Genomic DNA, 17,949 nt, shown 5'->3' on the forward strand with positions numbered 1-17,949 from the left:
CATAATGACAAATTCGTTCCAATTTCCAGGTAGTGAAACAAATCTATTACACGGTGGACAACAAGTAGACCCTACAACAAATGCTCGTGCCGTTCCGATCTATCAGACAACTTCTTATGTATTTAATGATACGGAGCACGCCCAAAATTTATTTGCTCTAGCAGAAATGGGTAATATTTATTCTCGAATTATGAATCCGACTGTTGATGCATTCGAACAACGCATTGCCCTTTTAGAAGATGGGGTAGCAGCTGTCGGTACAGCATCTGGTGCATCTGCTATTACATTAGCTATTTTAAACCTCGCCAATGCCGGGGATGAAATTGTTGCAGACAGTAACTTATATGGCGGTACTTTCAATTTATTTAATAAAACCTTACCTAAATACGGTATTGATGTAAAATTTGTGGATGGAACAGATCCGGAAAATTTCCGAGCTGCCATTACTCCAAAAACAAAAGCAGTTTTTGGTGAAGTAATCACAAACCCAAGTCTGAATGTATTTGATATTGAAGCCGTGGCTGATATTGCACACGAACAAGGCGTACCACTAATTATTGATAATACCTTCGCTACCCCATATGTATGTAAACCAATTAGCTGGGGTGCTGATATCGTTGTGCACTCCGCAACGAAATGGATTGGTGGCCATGGTACATCGATCGGGGGAATTGTAGTAGATAGTGGCAGGTTTAATTGGAATAACGAAAGATTTCCTGGATTCACCGAACCAGATGATACTTATCATGGTATCCGTTTTGGGATTGATATTGGACCACCTGCATTTGCCATTAAATTACGTGTACAATTATTACGAGATATCGGTCCATCCTTAAGTCCGCAAAATGCATTTTATTTCTTACAAGGATTGGAGACGTTACATCTACGGATGGAGCGTCATAGCGAGAACACGAAAGCAGTAGCAAATTACTTAGAAAGCCATCCACAAGTTGAATGGGTTTCTTATCCTGGTCTTGAAAATCACCCTTCTCACCAATTAGCAAAAAAATATTTGTGTAACCATTTTGGCTCTATTATCGTCTTTGGTATAAAGGGTGGTAAAGAAGCAGGTCGTCAGGTGATAGATAATATTCATTTATGGTCCCATGTGGCCAATGTTGGAGATGCGAAATCATTAATTATTCACCCTGCATCGACTACACACCAACAGCTAAATGAAGATGAATTAAAAGATTCTGGAGTTACAGAAGAATTAATTCGTTTGTCTGTCGGGATTGAAACGGCGGAAGATATTATCGCAGACCTGGATCAGGCGATTGCGAAAGCAACAAACAGTGAAGCAACCGTCCAACCGGATACTGATAAAGCAATTGCATGGGCACTTTCTTCCCCACTTGCTCGAGAAAATGGAGAAATCCGTCCGAAAACAATTGCGGTAGCAGGTGACTTGGAAGGTTCCGAAGCACTAAGTAAATTGCAAAAATTAGGTTATCAAATAACTCCAGCAAATGCTGCAGAAGGTGAGATTGATATTTTATTCATCACCGATAGCAAGGAAGCAGCAAATGCATATACTGATAAAGCAAAAATTGTCTGGTTTGCCAAAGAGCAAACAGATACTCCAACTAAAGATAAGGCGGAAGCAAACGGACAAATTGTTGTTAAAGATAAATGTCCGTTCCAAGAAGCAGATCGCTTACGCCGTGGAGAATAATCTTTCTCCCTGACTATCGTTATTTATCTCCCCAAGATAAATATATATACATAAGACCGCAGACCTTTTAATGGTTTGCGGTCTTATTATGTTTACAGCATATTTTCCTATTTACCATAAATTCTTAGGTGTGATACAATACATATCATTATACAAAACAAGCATTTTCAGCCATTGAATTGCATATTGATTAAACACATGAGAATTAAGTCCTTAGGTTGGCGGCAAGAAATCTCCACTTATTTCGTGAAGAGACGTATTCATCTCGCCTTAAGACTATAATTAACTAGTACATATTCTCGAAGTAGGTTCTAGCTGTTACGCAAAAAAAATCTACCTGTTAACAAATTTAAATTACGGGTATAATCAAGTAAGAGACTTTTTAATGTAGGTGTTGGTGATGAGCAAAAAGGTGTTCATTTTTCTTATAATATTTTTACTCGCTGCTGGAATCGCTATCTTTCTAATGTTATTCCAAACGAATAATAATAATAATAATAACGAAACAACTGATTCTATTTCTCAACCTAGTGAAGAACCATCAGAAGAGGGTACAGAAGAAGATACAGACAATGAGGAAGAGGAATCCATTACCCGAAACGTTCGTGACGCTGTGATGGAAGCACTCAACTTTTTTCAAAAAGATACACATATTGTCGCAATTGGCGATTCCTTAACCCAAGGAATTGGTGATGAAACAGGGAATGGTGGTTATATTGGTATTTTAGATGAAAGATTGGACGAACAAGATATCAATGTGACATTTGATAACTTTGGAAAACGTGGGAATCGCACGGATCATTTATTAAAAAGGTTACAAGAGACCCCTGAGATTAATGAATCTTTAGAACAAGCGGATATGGTACTCATAACAATTGGCTCAAATGATATTATGCAAATTATGAAGGATAATTTTATGAATCTGACAGAAGAACCTTTTATTGACGAACGTGGGCCATATGGAGAACGGTTATCACAAATAATGGATCACATTATTTCTGTTCAACCAGAAGCAGAGATTTATCTGTTAGGCTTTTTTAACCCTTTCGAGAAGTATTTTGGTGATATTGAGGCATTAAATCAGATTTTGACTCGCTGGAATAATGAAAGCTTACAAGTTACAAATCAATATGAGCAGGTTCATTATATTCCAATGCAGGACATTTATCAGTATGAAACAGAGAATGTCTTTTCAAATGATAATTTCCACCCGAATCATAGAGGATACAGATTAATGGCGGAACGTGTCATTACTTATTTAGAGAATGATTTACAAGAAGTTCAAAATTAAAGGATGACAATAATGGAAGAGAAAAAAATAACGAACTGGAAAAAATTATTTGTTACCTTAGCTGCAATTAATATACTCCTTATTGTCGGGATTGTACTTCTCATTTACTGGCCGGTACCCGGGGCGGAACCACCAGAGAAAGTATTTCTTGAGGAGGAATCAGGGGCGGAATTTACGATCCGCTCAAGTAAAGATAACCTAAACGAACTAGTCAATGCTTATATTGAGAAATTGCCAAAGCCGGATAACATTCAATATTCACTCCGGCTAGATGAAGAAGTCCATTTGATGGGGACTGTTGAAGCTTTTTCGACAGAAGTGCCAGTAAACATTTCGTTTGAACCGATCGTACAGGAAAATGGTGACATCATTCTCCAGTCAACCGGGATGTCCCTGGGATTATTACGATTACCACAGGATCGTATTTTACAATATGTCAGCAGTCGTGTGGAAACGCCTGAATGGATTACGATCAATCCAAAGGAAGAACACATTTATATCGCTCTAACTCAAATGGAATTAAGAAGTAATTTTCATATAAGAGCACAGCAAGTTGATTTATTAAATGATAATATTTCTTTCCGTATTAAAGTGCCGAATAATACGTTAGGATTATAATTAGGCGAGGTAGACGATCCTTGCCTTTTCTATCACTATTCGGGGTAGTTTATCCATCATTTTCGATTAAGGCGTTTTGATAGGCATAGACAGCCGCCTGTGTGCGGTCTTGCACCTCCAGCTTACTTAAAATATTGCTGACATGGACTTTCGTAGTTTTTAGCGCAATAAACAGTTGATCGGCAATTTCCTGGTTAGTCTTCCCATGGGCAATCAATAACAGGATTTCCATCTCTCGTTTGGTTAAGCTGTCATGTAATGCTTGATTGTTATGACTACTGAATTTTGCTATCATTTTAGCTGTCACTTCTTTTTCAAGAACAGATTCGCCTGCATGGGTATCGCGAATTGCTTTAGCGATCACATCTGCTTTCGACGTCTTTAATAGATAGCTTGTCGCACCAGCTTCTATTGCAGGATAGACTTTATCATCGTCAATAAAACTAGTCACAATTAAAATCTTCGCTTCTGGCCATTTAGTGATGATTTGGCGTGTTGCTTCAATACCGTCCATTCCATCCATGACTAAGTCCATTAAAATCACGTCCGGTTTATGTTCCAGAGCTAATTCCACTGCTTTTTGACCATTATCCGCCTCCGCAATAACATCGATATCACCCTGTGTTGTCAAATAAGCACTCACACCGATTCGCACCATTTCATGGTCATCGACAAATAATACTCGTATCATTATTTCTCACCTTCTTCACTGATTAATGGAACACGTACTTCTATTTTTGTCCCTTCATTTGATAGACTTACGATGTTCAGACGAGCACCAACTTCAGCTGCTCGTTCATACATATTAGTAAGGCCATAAGAACTGTCCTTTTTTTCCTGCACCTTAAATCCGATACCATCATCGACAATTCTCAGAATCAAAAAATCATCCCGTTGTATTAATAACACATCGACCGCAGAAGCTTTAGCATGTCTTAATGCATTGGAAATTGCTTCTTGTAAAATTCGAAACAGCTGATCTTCAATTCCCTTGTTCACTTTGATCTCTTCCAAACGCCAGGAAATATCCATTGGTACTTTGGCTTGGAGCTCTTCTAGTAGTTGCTCCATTCCTTCATTTAATGATTTGTCGTTCAATAAGACCGGCCGCAAATGCAACAGTAATGCACGCATTTCCAATTGTGACTGTTGAATCATTGCTTCGATTTGATGCAGTTGTTTAGTTGTTGTTTCTTTGTGCTCTTTATTAGATGCAATCACAGCAGAAACTAGCATAGAAGCGGCAAAAAGCTCCTGACTGACAGAGTCATGTAACTCTCTTGCTAAACGATTGCGCTCTTCAGAAATGACCTGATTAATTGTTTCTTCCTGCGCACTTGCTCTTTCATCAATTAATTTCTGTGTCCGCTTCGTTTGATCCTGAATGTATTGCTGTACTTCTTTTAAACGGCTGAGCACATGATTCATTTCTTCGTAGGAAACAGGCTCCGAAAAAGATTGATTTTTAAGTAATCTCGTTAAACTGTTTTCTAAAAACTGAATACGACGCTGCCAGATCACAGCAATAATAATACCTATAATCGAGCCAAATAGAATCGTAACAGTCGGTAGCATCACGACAAATGGAATCTCTAAAACTTTTGTCGTCCATAGTAATTGCCAATTTTCGATTGGAAATGCCAAATAGTAAAATACACTCAAAATGAGGAGAAGGAATAAAGCAAACATAGAAGCGGTGGCGATCATTCTAGTATATAATTTCATCCTCTTCTCACCTCAAGCTTTCCGGCAATCATTTGAGTAAAGATTTTTACCCTTTGAGGTGAGCTATGATAGCCTTTGGTTTGCAGTTGAATATGACGGTTAAAGGCATTTTTCTCCTCATGATCAAACGCTTCAACATCACCAAATAGTACAGCATGATCAATTGTTACTTCAACATCATATGGTACGATAATGACAATTTTTCCAGCAAGATGACGAATAACCATGACAGATTCTTCTTTTGGCAACATCGTATCATTTAAATCAACTACCACGTCACCTAATGCTGATTGAATATTAAGATCCTGCCAAGAGAAGCCGTTTTGGGTAGTATGATATTTACCAAACCATTTATTCTGAATGACACGGTCTTCGTACAATGTTTCTTCTGTCATATCAATGTGATTAGGCAACGGTTGGTTCTCTTTTTGCTTCTGTTGATACCAATGCCAGATAAAATAAAGAATAATAACAAAAATAAAGAAGCGAATCACGAACGTATTAATAACAGCAATAAAAACAATGAATGCACCACCCCAGAATAACGTTTTACCTGTGGTACTTTGAAAAGAACGTCTCCCGAAGTACATTCCAACTGCCCCTAATGCAATAAGAAAAAGGAGGCCAGCATCCATAAAAATAAATTCTACGAGCAAAAATATACAACCGATTATCAATAAAATCTTCAATATATCATTATTTGATTTTGTCGACATATGAGCAGGCCCCCTTTTGTGAAATTATTATCGACAAAGAAAGTATATACAGAAATGTCTAGCTCCAGCACCCAAAAACTAGTCCCTTCCCTCAACTGCGTACGATAAGTCAGATAAGTCATCATCAGTTCCTTCGTCACTATGATTCCTTTATCTCCTCCACTTCAGTCTATGGTCTACCGTTTTTAAACGGGCGCTTACGCATTTCTTATCGTTAATAAAAGGTGCAGTAAGTTCTGCACCTTCAGCACGGACGCTAACTTCCTGATAAGTTTCGCTAACGGTCAGTGGGGTAACCCCCACTGACCGTAGCCTCTCTTTATAGGATAGCACGTTTTTAGTTAGTTGTTGTAGCTTTTTTTTCTAATTCTTGAAAGCGTGCGTCTAATGTATGCAAGCGATAATCTGTTTGAACGCGTTGTTCAATGCGTTCAATGTAGCTTTCAAGCTCCGCAAATTTTGAAGCACTTTTGGAAACTAACTCTGTTTCCAGTACTTTGTTCATTCCTTGTTTCGTTCGAGCAATGTTTTCTCTGCTTCGTAATTCCAATCGTTTCACATAAAGATCTTTTAATTTCTGTTTCATTTGGACATATTTTGTCTCAAGCATTTCAAGATCTTTGACTGACTTATCGGACATTTCATTTAAATGGGAAATGCGTGCCTCGAATTGCTCTAATTCCGTTTTTGCCTCATCCCGTAATTCTGTTTCTTCCATCTCTTCCGCTAATTGGATTTGACGTTTACGTTTTTCGGACATCATTTTTGCGTGGTTTAATTCTTTTGCAATATCCTGTTTTATTTCATATTGCTTCTCAACCAATCGCTTGATTTTCTTTACTTCTTGCTCACACTCACGGATGTACTGATTAACGTGTGCGATAGGGTTTTTCTCCTCTTTTCGATCCATTGCCTCGTGTAAATCTGCCATCACCGAATCTTTAATACGTGTAAATAAGTTTGACATGTATATTCCTCCTCATTTTTATTTAAAGCTTGTCCCACTCTAAGTAATCTTGACGTTCTTTTTCTTCCTGATATTTTTTATAGCTGTAATACAAAACGACTAAAGCTACCACACCGATTAGTGCCGGAATGTTAGACAGTGACATGGAGACACCGATTAAGATGACAATTCCCCAGCCGACTTTTTTCCCGGCGGTATTCGCTAAGATGAATTGCTTCACTCCATAGTAAGCAACCACCACACTAATCAGGAGCATAATCATCGGGCCTAAATTTGCTAGTAATATGATTGAGGCGATTATCGCTAAACTGATAAGTAGAAATGTTTTCAATGCGTTCCCTCCTTCCATAACTTAATGATAGCTTGTCTCACCGATTCAGGTAATGGGCTGCGGATATATTTTAGACTAAGACTCGAGGCTTATTTTGAGTAGGACTATCTTTTTCATTTTAAGCAAGCAACAATCTCTATACCCTACGTGTTTACGCACGTAGAGCTAGATAACATACCTATTAAAAAAGCACCCGCCAGTTTATATAACGAGTGCTTACCACCTATAATTCTTTGATATCAAATGAAATTACGCGTTCTGTAGTTGGATTATAGACTACGGTTCCTCTTACGGTTATCCGTTCTTGAGTATTTTGCAAGGAATAATCATAGACTTCCCTCACTTGATTTTGTGCTGGTTGTGTTTTTTCGACAAAATTATAATCTGTCACATTATAATTCGGATAAGCTGTCTGTGTTACTTCTAATAAATATTTGCCCCATTTGACTTGCTCCAACTCCGGAGATGGTTGAAATTGAATGGAAAGCACTCCTACAGATGGATTTGCACCCAATGCTTGAAATGCTCTACGATGCAAATTCAACCTTGTCGCCGGAGCATTAGGCACTGTATCAACAACCGTAACAATAACTTCTCTAGCATTTTGCGGATTTCTCACTTTAATGGTTTGGCCACACTGATATGGAGAATTGCTGCTAACAGCTACTGTCATGTATTGATTATGAGACCATGGAATATTACATTGCGTTACATTCCCACCTTCTGTCCAAGTCGCCTGCCCATTGATAAAATTTTGACGGATATCGTCTGCATACATTTGATAATACGGATATCCGTACTGATAATATGGGTACATCCTCTATTCCTCCTAAACATTTACTCAAGATATTCTATGAAAAGATAGGCAAATGTTGTGACAACAGAAAGATCGAATTTTCTAATCTTCATTTTAAAATAAGAAAAGCACATATGAGTGTTTTAGGTATCCTCAATAATTATTAATATAACTCCCTTAAATGAACTTTGGAATTATAACTTGTTAGTTCCTTGTTCTTTTTGATTCTCTGAACAAAATCAGGATTTGCTAAGATTGGTCGACCAAATGCAGCGAGGTCAATTGTCCCCTCTTGTAAAGCATTATTGGCCGTATCTATATCTAAATTACCTACACCTATGATAGTATCATCCCAATATTTTCTAACTAGTTGGTGTAAGGTCATTTCATTAGTAATAACGTCTTTAAAATCATTGGTTGATGGGTGTATTATTTTTAAACCAATTTCTTTAAAAACTTGAACAAAGGTTTTTATTGTTGTTTCGGGATTATCCCAATTAAATGTCGGCAAATCATCCTTTATTTCAGAAAACCGAATGATCGTATTTTGCGGACCAACTTCATTGACAACTGCATGAAGTATCTCCTTCATAAAAGTTAGACGTTGGTATAAGTTTCCGCCATACTTATCTTCTCTTTTATTTGTAACGTTGGAATTAAATTGGTCTATTAAATAGCCATGTGCCCCATGTACCTCTACACCATCAAACCCTGCAGTTTTAGCATTTCTAGCAGCAAGAGCATATTGATTAATGACACTTTGTATATCATGAAATGACATTTGCTCCGGAGTTCCATATGGTTTACGCAAACGATGAACGAGTCCATCGGCTTTGATTTTTGAAGGAGCTTGTGGAGCGTAACCTCCTGTAAGTTCATGATGCGTTAACCTCCCAACATGCCAAAGTTGAGCAACGATAGTTCCTCCTTCTAAATGAACAGCTTCTGTCACCTTTTTCCATGCATTTATTTGTTTTTCTGTAAATAGGCCAGGTATACCAAAAGTACCTTTACCTCGTGGACTTGGATTTATTCCTTCTGTAATAATTAATCCAACGCCGTTTGCAGCTCTTCTTCGATAATATTCAACAACATCTTTTCCAACTATTCCAGTTTCATTATCTGCAAAACTTCTCGTCATCGGAGCCATTACTACCTTACTTTGAAGGTTCCAATTATTTAACTGTACAGGATTTAGTAATTCAATCATTTATATCGCTCCTTAAAATAAAATTATTTCTTGAGAAGAATTATAAATTAAATAAAAGATTATTTACATGGACAATTAATGTTTATATGGTATATTTACTTATAAATTAACTTTATTTTAATTATTACACTTTGATTTTAAAGGAGGTTATTCTATTGGATGAAATGGATAAGCAAATTTTATTAGTACTTCAACAACAAGCAAGAATCTCAATGACCGATCTGGGCAGAGCAGTCGCATTATCCCAACCAGCAGTGACAGAAAGGGTAAAAAGGATGGAAGAGAACGGGGTGATTGACTATTATCGAGCAGTTGTAACACCAGAAAAAGTAAATAAACCTGTATCAGCCTATGTTTTATTTCACACGAAAAGTTGTGAAAGGTTTGCGGACTATTGTAAGAAGGCAGAAGAAGTTATTGAATTACACAGAATAAGTGGTCAGTATAATTTTTTATTAAGAATAGTCACTGAATCATTACAATCCCTAGAAGGTAGCATTAATAATTTAGGAGAATACGGTGATTCAACAACCCTTATTGTTCTTTCCTCCCCAATAAAAGGAGAAAAGATAATTCCTTAGATAATTGTGGAACGTGTTTCGACTTCACAAAGAAAAATAACCCTTCTTCCTATCCGTTTCGATAATTAGCTTAATGATCCTATATCTTTTTTGGGCACTTTTCTTTCATAACAGGATTAATAGATGTTATCTTAACTGCTATAGTGGGATTGGGAATTTCTAAATTATTTGAGCTAGAAGAAAAAGTAAAAAGGAAGCAAAATAAAAATAATTCTGATGAGGGTAGCATTAGAATACTTTATCGTACAGGGATCTAGACACGATATTATTTATCTTATCTAAAAAAAAGAGCCTTGTAAAAGACTCTTAAAAATAAATTAAAATATAATTGCTATTAGCTGTAAATTCTCTTCCATAGTGGTACTTTCACTTCATAACCACCATGTTGTTGTAAATAGACAGGTAAATCACCGTGATAAATTAACTCTAATGCTTTCCATTCTTTTAAGTCTTGTGGTTTTACCAAACATGCCGGTTTATCATCGATATAAATCCCTGCCTCCTTTAAGACGGTAACGACAAATTCCGAACAGAAATAAGCGTGCTTTCGTTGCCATTCCATGTTAAAAAGAACACCAAATAATCCTAACAGATTATAACGATATTGATCTGTTTCAGCTTCCATCTTTTCGATCCGTTGCTTTAATAGATAATATGTATCATCTGTAATCGTTAATTGGTAGATCGCACATTGAGAATGGTTAAAAAATGGTGTACGTAAATTCTCTTTGACAAATCCGCCAATCCAAGGATTATATGGATGTTTTCTCCCGAAGCTATACACTTCTGTTAAAGGTGTATCAAAAGCAATCGAGGCATGATTTAATGTTGATTTTGTACACAGATTAATGGTACGTGATAAAAGCGTCCCCGTATCTGTGAATACAAGATAAACTTTTTTCATCTGCGCCCCCTCCTTCCATCTCTATATGATAGTTTGTCTTATCGGTTTGGATAATGGGCTGTGGATATATTTTGAAGTAAGACTTGAGGCGTATTATTTAAATTTTGGAATTTATTTACTTTGAATTTCCTGAGTGGAAAAAAATTCAATATAAATGTATTTTTACTATAGTATATTTCTTAACGATGTGCAAGGGGGACTTGTCCAGAAAAGTGTAAAAGTTATTTTAACAATGGCTGGCGTTGTCTCTATTCTTTGTCGAGGAAGGTGCATTTCATGACTTTCATTAGACGCTGAAACAAAAAGAGATTAGGACAAAATACAGATACCCGAACATTCAAAAAAACAGAATCGAGTACCGCCCTTTCTTGGATATTCCGTTTTGTTCCTTGGATATCTCATGCTCTTCCTTGGATATATTCATTTATCCAAGGAAGAACTATACTTTTCCAAGGAACAGAAATACTTGTACAATGAACAAAAACACGTACATCAAGTTTGATGTACGTGTTTTTTCGTAAGTCGAGTACTTCTGTCTCAGTCTCTTATTTTTTCTTCAATTTCTCTAGTGCATCTGCCAATGCTGTGTTGGCAAAGCCCTCGTCCTGTTTTTTAAGGTATTTGTTTACATCGCGTTTGTTTGCATTATTTTTGCCTTGTTTTTCTTTTCGCTTCTGGAAGGAGGATAATTTTTCGCGATAACCACATTTGCAAGAAAAAGTTTGTCCTTCTCCCTGTCCTCGTAAGTCCATTCTTTTATGACATTTCGGACAGCGCGCATTTGTCTTTTTGGCAATCGGTTTACGCTCTCCACACTCACGATCCTGACAGACAAGCATACGTCCTTTTTTTCCGTTCACTTCTAACATAAGCTTGCCACACGTTGGACATTTCGTACCTGTCATATTATCGTGTTTATACTTCACATCGCTTGATTTCACTTGGTGTACGACTTCTTTTGTATAGTCTTTAATTTCATTGATAAAAGTTGCTTTCTTCAATTGACCGTTAGCGATCTGGTTCAGTTTTTTCTCCCACTCAGCTGTTAACATTGGTGAACGCAAATCAGCTGGTACGAGCTCAAGTAACTGTTTACCTTTTGACGTCAGATATAAATACTTACCTTTTTTCTCGATGTAAAAGGTGTTAAATAACTTTTCGATAATATCCGCTCTTGTAGCAACAGTACCTAATCCGCCAGTTGCTTGTAAAGTTTTTGTTGCGTGTTTTTCGTTTTGCGCCAAAAACTTCGCCGGGTTTTCCATTGCTTGTAATAATGTACCTTCCGTTAAACGTTCTGGTGGTTTTGTTTCACCTTCGATCATTGATAAGACAGGCTTATCCCAGACATGTTGTTCTTTGATATTACTGATTTTTTGTTCGTCATCATCATTTTCGTCCGTGTTATAAACTGCTTTAAAGCCTTGATCGATTACATTTTTTCCGGTAGCCGTGAATGTTTCTCCTGCTATTTCTGCAGTTAACTGTATATGCTCAAATTGAAATGGCGGTAGTAACACTGCCAAGAAACGTTTAATGACCAGATCATATATTTTTTGTTCCTGATCTGATAGCTTCGATAAATAAACCGGCTCCTCAGTCGGAATAATGGCATGGTGATCAGAAACTTTGGCATTGTCGACAAATGATTTGTGTGCTTTAATTGGTTGTTTTTTAATTTTGTTTGCTGCCGTTGCGTAAGGACCTACTCCACAGCTTGCAACTCTTTCCTTTAAAGTCGGTACAATGTCTGTGGAAATATATTTAGAATCGGTACGTGGATACGTCAATACTTTATGCTGTTCATAAAGCTTCTGCATTATCGATAATGTTTGTTTCCCCGAGAAACTAAAGATCCGGTTCGCATCCCGCTGTAAATCGGTTAAATCGTATAAAGTTGGTGCATAGCTCTTTTTATTCTTTTTATCAATATTAGTGACGGTTAGGGCTTGATTTTGCAATCGAGATTGGAGCTCTTTTGCCTTTGATTGATCAAAAGAGCGTGTTTCTCCTTTGGCATTTCGCCATGTTAAGGTAATCCCGTCTTTTGTACGTGCTTTGATTTGATAATATTTTTTCGGTTTAAATTGTTTAATTTCTTTTTCCCTTGAGGCAATCATCGCCAATGTCGGTGTCTGAACACGACCACTTGATAACTGTGCATTAAATTTGGTTGTTAATGCTCTTGTCGCATTTAAGCCAACATACCAGTCCGCTTCCGAACGTGCGACTGCTGCTTGGTATAAGTTTTCATACTGCTTTCCTGGCTTTAAGTTTTGAAAACCTTGTTTAATGGCTTGATCTGTTACGGAAGATATCCACAACCTTTTCACAGGCTTGTTCACTCGTACTTTTGCCAAAATCCAACGAGCAACTAGTTCGCCTTCTCTTCCTGCATCTGTTGCGATCACTACCTCACTAACGTCTTTACGTATCACTTGGCTTTTAACTGCTTGAAATTGTTTGCCTGTTTTTTTGATAACGACTAGTTTCAGTTGATCTGGCAGCATTGGCAATTCGTCTAGCTTCCAAGTTTTATATTTATTATCATAGGCTTCAGGATCAGCTAATGTTACTAAATGACCAAGTGCCCACGTCACAATATATTTTGAACCTTCTAGATAGCCATTTCCTTTTTTGTTACATTTCAATACTCGTGCTATGTCACGGCCAACAGATGGCTTTTCTGCTATTACTACTGTTTTACTCATTGATTCCAACCCTTCCTATTGCTTCACTTCTTCTACTTTAACATAATAATTCAAAATCGACACTTGCCTATTCTTCTGCCAGATTGACGAATTAGAATAATTTAAAGTGAGACTTCCCTCAGTAGGATTTTGTTCCCCACTGCGAGTTAGCGAAACTTATCAGGAAGTTAGCGCCGTGATAAAATAGACATCCACATTTGAAAGAGCATGGCACCACTAAACATATCCCAAACTAAACCTTGTGCTCTGTTGGTAAGAAAAGTTGGACAAGGTCTGTAATAATCTGAATGGAGCTAAACTTTTCAAGTGGAAAAAGGTGGAGTTGATTCACGACGAATAAAAAATAGGCTGTTGTCAATAAAGTGAAATACAGAATTAGCTCTCTTTTATTTTTCCTTTTCCGTAGACGTTTGGCATCAATTAATAGAAGCATGATAAATATAAGTGATAGTACAGTAATCCACATATATAGTATCCTTTCATTCAATCTTCGTTTGTGTTGGTTCGATAATTAATCCTGATCTCCGTATATTTGATGTTACTTGTATATCAAATTTCACTTTTGCTAGTAACTCATCTGGTTGATTTTTGACTTTTTTCCAAGCATCAGGATAGGATCTTCTCAATTTCTGTCCAATACCATAAATATCCGAACCCATTTCTTTAGCTAGTTCAAATTCATTTTCAATATGCGTGGTAATTATTTCACTTAATTTCTCCTCAACCTGTTCCAACTTGTCCCTCTCTAAGAGATCAATTGAACACGTTTGGTCAGAGAGATTTCCTTCCAAAAATATATTCACTTTATAAGTTACTTCTTCATTCTCGAAATTAAGCTCGTCTTCACTTTCATAACTAGTTGTCTGAAAAGCGAATAATTCTTCCTCATCCCCAGGGCATGCTCCTTCAAGGATGAAATAATCATAAGTGTCTTTTAAGAGCTCTGTACCCGCTAATTCAGGCCTATCAATATAGCCTACTACTTTATCTTCTTTAAATACTGCAACCTCTCTCACCTCATATGATTCCACTTCTCCTCTTATGGTTTTAGGGTGAATCACATCCGCGGATGCATCAATACCCGGTGTAGTGAGTACCGTGGTAAAGTCACGTAGCTTTACTTTCCGTGCAATAATTTGCCGTTGTTCGGCCGTATCTAAAAGATCACTCATTGCTTTAGAGGGAATACTTCCAAGTTCTATTTTTTGGTTCAGTAAATCCTGTGCACTACCTCTTGTTACTACTAAATAGGAACCAGCACGACTATCTCTATCACGTTCAAACCATGTAATAATCGGGGCAACACCCTCTCTAGCTAATTCCTCACCAAAAATGATAATCTGGAGGTGCGACCAGTATAGTCGCCGCGGGGACAGTCTATTCATATTTTTAATTGCACTCATTACCGTTTCACCTTGAGCTGTTATACTCCACGTTGGTAATTCGGACCCTTGATCCTCTGTTAGCGGTTTAATCACCTGAGCCGTTATTTCATAAACATCTTCCTTGTCACTAACTTTATCAATTCCTACACCTATTACAACTGCAACTTCATTTAGTTCTTTCTTATCCCAGCAACCACTTAAAAGTACAATACAAATAAATAACAAAACTAATCTTATTATTTTCACTTTTTTTGTCTCCTATTTAAATGGTTATTATCATTTGAATCTGACATCCTATCCTTATTTTCACCTGCAACCTCATTTGGTCTTTCTCTCATCGTCCACCACGGTGTTCTTATGAATAAGTCACCCCAATTGTCTTTGTGAAAGGGCACAATAGGAGTTAAGTATGGTACACCAAAGGAACGAAGTGTAGTCAAGTGGATATAGATAAAGATTAACCCAAAAATTAAACCAAAAGCACCCAGAACAGCAGACAATATGATAAGAGCAAATCTTAACAACCTTGCCGATATTGCTAAGTTATAAGATGGGGTTGTAAAAGAACTTATGGCAGTTAATGAAACGGCAATAACGGTTGCTTGTCCAACCAGTCCGGCTTCCACCGCCGCCTGTCCTAAGACTAATCCCCCAACGATTGATACTGCTGCCCCGATTGTTTTAGGCAACCGGAGTCCCGCTTCTCTTAATATTTCAAATGTTATCTCCATTAAAAGAACCTCAATAGCTATAGCAAACGGTACCCCTTCTCGTTGTCCCGTTAACGCAATCAATAATGGGGTAGGAATCATTTCTTGATGATAAGTAAGAAGTGCTACATAAAAACCGGGTAATACAATCGATAGAAGAAATGAAAATCCCCTTAACAGTTTAAGAAAACTTGCAAAATCATACCTTTGATAATAATCTTCATTCGATGTTAAAAATAACCCAATGGTAGCTGGTACTAATAAAGCACCAGGAGTACCGTCGGATAATATAGCAATTCTACCTTCTAACAACCCGGCAGAGATACGATCTGGTCTTTCTGAATTAAAAATGGTTGGAAATGGCGTATATCCGTTTGGATCTTCGATAATTTCTTCTAAATATAGCGAATCTAGAATGCCATCTATTTCAATTTTTTCCAACCTTTTTTTTACTTCCTCAAACATTTCTGGTTTTACAACATCATCAATGCCTATCATGGCAACTGTGGTTTGAGATAATTCACCTATATTCATCTCGTGAACCTTTAATTTATGTGTATGAAGACGTCTACGGATTAAGCCAATGTTGGTTTGTAACGTTTCATTAAAAGTTTCTCTTGGTCCACGAACCACTGTTTCCACTTCAGATTCCGAAACTTGACGTCTTTCCCCTCCAGCAGTATCAAGTGCAATACCATTCGTTTGTTTGTCGATTAAAACCAGTGAATATCCTTGTAACATAAATGTAATGGATTCTTTTATCGATGAAGTATCTTCTTTTTTTATCGTAGAGAAATTAATTTCCTTTACATTTATTGGATTGTTTTGATCTTGCTTATAGTTATCGTTTAATTCACTAATTACATATTCTTCAATAGATTCTCTTTCAATTAGACTGTCTATGTACAACACGGCGATAGGATTATAATCATCATTGCCAATATAACGAATAATTAGGTCTGAACTATGCCCGAATAGCTCTTTAATGATTCTAATATCTTCCGCTAGATTACCTTTAAATTGATAATCTTCTATCTTCTTTTTTACCGTTGGTTTTCTTCTAAACATAATGATTCAACCTCGTTTTATTTGCTTAAATTGACTTATCATTAATAAGAGTATGGGAATAACTAACGCTATAAACGTTGAAAAGTATGGATAAATGTGCATGAGGAATCGATATATCCCAATTAAGTCGTCACTTGTAAGTAAAGAAAAAATAGCTAATAAAGTAGCTGTAGGGATAGTTAGTAATGTATAGTCATCTATATGAAATAATTGAGCCATCCCTACCACAATAGCATATAAAAACAGGGAAATTTTTGAAAAGGACCCCAACGACCATAGTACAACACCGAGAATATCTAATCTTTGTAGTGCCCCAATTTCTATATCTCTTAAAGTTTGGAAAGTGGGAAAGTATAGTCCCATTGCTCGCTCTTCTCCAAAAACCGCCACTACACCAGTAATTGGTCCAATAAACATGATAATTAAAATCAGCATCGTTAAAATACTAAATCTCTTTAATTTTTTCTTGTTAGCAACATACGGAAATACCATTCCAAGAACAATAAAAGAACTGTAAAGAGAAATGATGTTAAATGACCCCACCATGACTGGACTAAATCCATCTTCCAGTATGGGGAGTAAATTTTGATAGTCCTTGTCTTTGTGAGTTAAAATGGATGCCATAATACCTATTGGGATCATTAATACAAGAAACGTTTGATTCGTTCTTGCCAAAATTTCTAAGCGATTTCGAATTGTATACACGGCAAGCATTAACATGGCTACAAGATAAATCATAAGTGGCGTACGAGGAGTAATCGCGGAATTGTAAAATTCGCTAAATCCCCTTAATGATAAACTCGCTTCATGGAAAAAATAAAAAAGAAATATGATTGCTATTATTTTTCCAATCCATTTACCAAGAATAATCTGAGAGTATTCTATTAATGTATGTTCAGGGTATCGTTGAGCCAGTAATGCTATCACAAAACCAATTAGCATAGCGGGAAAAATAGCAAGGATTACAGATAGCCAACTGTCTCTACCAGCATGATTAATAATGACGGGAATAAATAATAAATGACCTGTAACAGTAATACTAGAAATCGCTAGCATTAAAGCTTGGATTGACGAAATCCTTATTTTTTCCATATATCCCCACCTCCATTGCACATACAGTTAGTATCCATTATTGTCTATTGATTATACATTTATGCAATCATAATTTAGTACATCTACATAGTTTCGAAAAACACAATGGTGGGTTTGGATACACAAGGCAGGCCCGAAAATCAAACTGAACATTTCCTTTTCTTCTAAG

Annotated in this window: 16 protein-coding genes; 4 read left to right on the forward strand and 12 right to left on the reverse strand. The window is 36.8% G+C overall.

The genetic code is table 11. The features are described from left to right. Positions 1–4: 4 nt before the first annotated feature. The 3 genes from GI584_RS21290 to GI584_RS21300 all read left to right on the forward strand — a co-directional run bounded on the left by GI584_RS21290 (position 5) and on the right by GI584_RS21300 (position 3,584). Positions 5–1,675, forward strand: coding sequence for a PLP-dependent aspartate aminotransferase family protein (locus tag GI584_RS21290; protein WP_153792549.1), 1,671 nt, complete (start codon positions 5–7; stop codon positions 1,673–1,675). Between the two features lie 400 nt (positions 1,676–2,075). After that, the gene (locus tag GI584_RS21295) at positions 2,076–2,966 is read left to right on the forward strand and encodes a GDSL-type esterase/lipase family protein (RefSeq protein ID WP_153792550.1); all 891 of its coding nucleotides are present in this window, start codon (positions 2,076–2,078) and stop codon (positions 2,964–2,966) included. A 12-nt stretch (positions 2,967–2,978) separates the two neighbouring features. Continuing rightward, positions 2,979–3,584 (forward strand): YpmS family protein, encoded by a 606-nt coding sequence (locus tag GI584_RS21300; RefSeq protein ID WP_228552303.1) that lies wholly within the window; start codon positions 2,979–2,981, stop codon positions 3,582–3,584. 49 nt (positions 3,585–3,633) lie between these two features. Here the strand turns inward: GI584_RS21300 and GI584_RS21305 are convergent, their stop codons facing one another. From GI584_RS21305 to GI584_RS21335, 7 genes are all read right to left on the reverse strand, one after another. Next, on the reverse strand, positions 3,634–4,275 hold the full coding sequence (locus tag GI584_RS21305; protein WP_153792552.1) for a response regulator: 642 nt from the start codon (positions 4,273–4,275) through the stop codon (positions 3,634–3,636). Next, positions 4,275–5,309, reverse strand: coding sequence for a sensor histidine kinase (locus GI584_RS21310; RefSeq protein ID WP_100358883.1), 1,035 nt, complete (start codon positions 5,307–5,309; stop codon positions 4,275–4,277). Before GI584_RS21310 ends, GI584_RS21305 begins: the two co-directional genes overlap by 1 nt. Continuing rightward, the gene (gene liaF, locus GI584_RS21315) at positions 5,306–6,025 is read right to left on the reverse strand and encodes a cell wall-active antibiotics response protein LiaF (RefSeq protein WP_100358882.1); all 720 of its coding nucleotides are present in this window, start codon (positions 6,023–6,025) and stop codon (positions 5,306–5,308) included. The genes GI584_RS21310 and liaF overlap by 4 nt, the downstream gene beginning before the upstream one ends. 337 nt (positions 6,026–6,362) lie before the next feature. Then, positions 6,363–6,992 carry a PspA/IM30 family protein gene (locus tag GI584_RS21320; protein ID WP_153792553.1) on the reverse strand — a complete coding sequence of 210 codons (630 nt, stop codon included), beginning with the start codon at positions 6,990–6,992 and terminating at the stop codon, positions 6,363–6,365. Positions 6,993–7,014: 22 nt separating this feature from the next. Beyond that, the gene (locus GI584_RS21325; RefSeq protein WP_228552304.1) at positions 7,015–7,323 is read right to left on the reverse strand and encodes a lmo0954 family membrane protein; all 309 of its coding nucleotides are present in this window, start codon (positions 7,321–7,323) and stop codon (positions 7,015–7,017) included. A gap of 223 nt (positions 7,324–7,546) precedes the next feature. Then, a complete protein-coding gene (locus GI584_RS21330; protein ID WP_100358879.1) occupies positions 7,547–8,140 on the reverse strand; it encodes a DUF3889 domain-containing protein in 594 nt (197 codons plus the stop codon). A gap of 142 nt (positions 8,141–8,282) precedes the next feature. Continuing rightward, complete coding sequence (locus GI584_RS21335) at positions 8,283–9,329, reverse strand: oxidoreductase (RefSeq protein ID WP_153792555.1); 1,047 nt, start codon at positions 9,327–9,329, stop codon at positions 8,283–8,285. A gap of 164 nt (positions 9,330–9,493) precedes the next feature. On the opposite strand from GI584_RS21335, the gene GI584_RS21340 reads away from it, so the two are divergent. Further along, positions 9,494–9,910, forward strand: a complete 417-nt coding sequence (locus GI584_RS21340; RefSeq protein ID WP_325063434.1) for an Lrp/AsnC family transcriptional regulator — start codon at positions 9,494–9,496, stop codon at positions 9,908–9,910. Positions 9,911–10,244: 334 nt separating this feature from the next. Here the strand turns inward: GI584_RS21340 and GI584_RS21345 are convergent, their stop codons facing one another. The 5 genes from GI584_RS21345 to GI584_RS21365 all read right to left on the reverse strand — a co-directional run bounded on the left by GI584_RS21345 (position 10,245) and on the right by GI584_RS21365 (position 17,780). Further along, the gene (locus tag GI584_RS21345; protein WP_153792557.1) at positions 10,245–10,814 is read right to left on the reverse strand and encodes a hypothetical protein; all 570 of its coding nucleotides are present in this window, start codon (positions 10,812–10,814) and stop codon (positions 10,245–10,247) included. Between the two features lie 545 nt (positions 10,815–11,359). After that, entirely contained in the window at positions 11,360–13,525 is a 2,166-nt protein-coding gene (locus GI584_RS21350) for a DNA topoisomerase III (protein WP_153792558.1), read from the reverse strand. A 479-nt stretch (positions 13,526–14,004) separates the two neighbouring features. Next, positions 14,005–15,156, reverse strand: coding sequence for a Ger(x)C family spore germination protein (locus tag GI584_RS21355; protein WP_153792559.1), 1,152 nt, complete (start codon positions 15,154–15,156; stop codon positions 14,005–14,007). Then, the gene (locus GI584_RS21360; RefSeq protein WP_153792560.1) at positions 15,153–16,688 is read right to left on the reverse strand and encodes a spore germination protein; all 1,536 of its coding nucleotides are present in this window, start codon (positions 16,686–16,688) and stop codon (positions 15,153–15,155) included. The genes GI584_RS21355 and GI584_RS21360 overlap by 4 nt, the downstream gene beginning before the upstream one ends. A gap of 6 nt (positions 16,689–16,694) precedes the next feature. After that, entirely contained in the window at positions 16,695–17,780 is a 1,086-nt protein-coding gene (locus tag GI584_RS21365) for a GerAB/ArcD/ProY family transporter (RefSeq protein WP_153792561.1), read from the reverse strand. Between the last annotated feature and the right edge of the window lie 169 nt (positions 17,781–17,949).

The organism is Gracilibacillus salitolerans, assembly GCF_009650095.1.
Taxonomy (GTDB): Bacteria; Bacillota; Bacilli; order Bacillales; family Amphibacillaceae; genus Gracilibacillus; species Gracilibacillus salitolerans.

Excerpts from the sequence above, each read along its gene's own strand:
- GI584_RS21340 (WP_325063434.1), top strand. The coding sequence starts at position 9,494 with ATGGATAAGCAAATTTTATTAGTACTTCAACAACAAGCAAGAATCTCA.
- GI584_RS21350 (WP_153792558.1), bottom strand. The coding sequence starts at position 13,525 with ATGAGTAAAACAGTAGTAATAGCAGAAAAGCCATCTGTTGGCCGTGAC.
- GI584_RS21290 (WP_153792549.1), top strand. The coding sequence starts at position 5 with ATGACAAATTCGTTCCAATTTCCAGGTAGTGAAACAAATCTATTACAC.
- GI584_RS21320 (WP_153792553.1), bottom strand. The coding sequence starts at position 6,992 with ATGTCAAACTTATTTACACGTATTAAAGATTCGGTGATGGCAGATTTA.
- GI584_RS21345 (WP_153792557.1), bottom strand. The coding sequence starts at position 10,814 with ATGAAAAAAGTTTATCTTGTATTCACAGATACGGGGACGCTTTTATCA.
- GI584_RS21360 (WP_153792560.1), bottom strand. The coding sequence starts at position 16,688 with ATGTTTAGAAGAAAACCAACGGTAAAAAAGAAGATAGAAGATTATCAA.
- GI584_RS21365 (WP_153792561.1), bottom strand. The coding sequence starts at position 17,780 with ATGGAAAAAATAAGGATTTCGTCAATCCAAGCTTTAATGCTAGCGATT.
- GI584_RS21305 (WP_153792552.1), bottom strand. The coding sequence starts at position 4,275 with ATGATACGAGTATTATTTGTCGATGACCATGAAATGGTGCGAATCGGT.
- GI584_RS21300 (WP_228552303.1), top strand. The coding sequence starts at position 2,979 with ATGGAAGAGAAAAAAATAACGAACTGGAAAAAATTATTTGTTACCTTA.
- GI584_RS21330 (WP_100358879.1), bottom strand. The coding sequence starts at position 8,140 with ATGTACCCATATTATCAGTACGGATATCCGTATTATCAAATGTATGCA.
- GI584_RS21295 (WP_153792550.1), top strand. The coding sequence starts at position 2,076 with ATGAGCAAAAAGGTGTTCATTTTTCTTATAATATTTTTACTCGCTGCT.
- GI584_RS21335 (WP_153792555.1), bottom strand. The coding sequence starts at position 9,329 with ATGATTGAATTACTAAATCCTGTACAGTTAAATAATTGGAACCTTCAA.
- GI584_RS21310 (WP_100358883.1), bottom strand. The coding sequence starts at position 5,309 with ATGAAATTATATACTAGAATGATCGCCACCGCTTCTATGTTTGCTTTA.
- liaF (WP_100358882.1), bottom strand. The coding sequence starts at position 6,025 with ATGTCGACAAAATCAAATAATGATATATTGAAGATTTTATTGATAATC.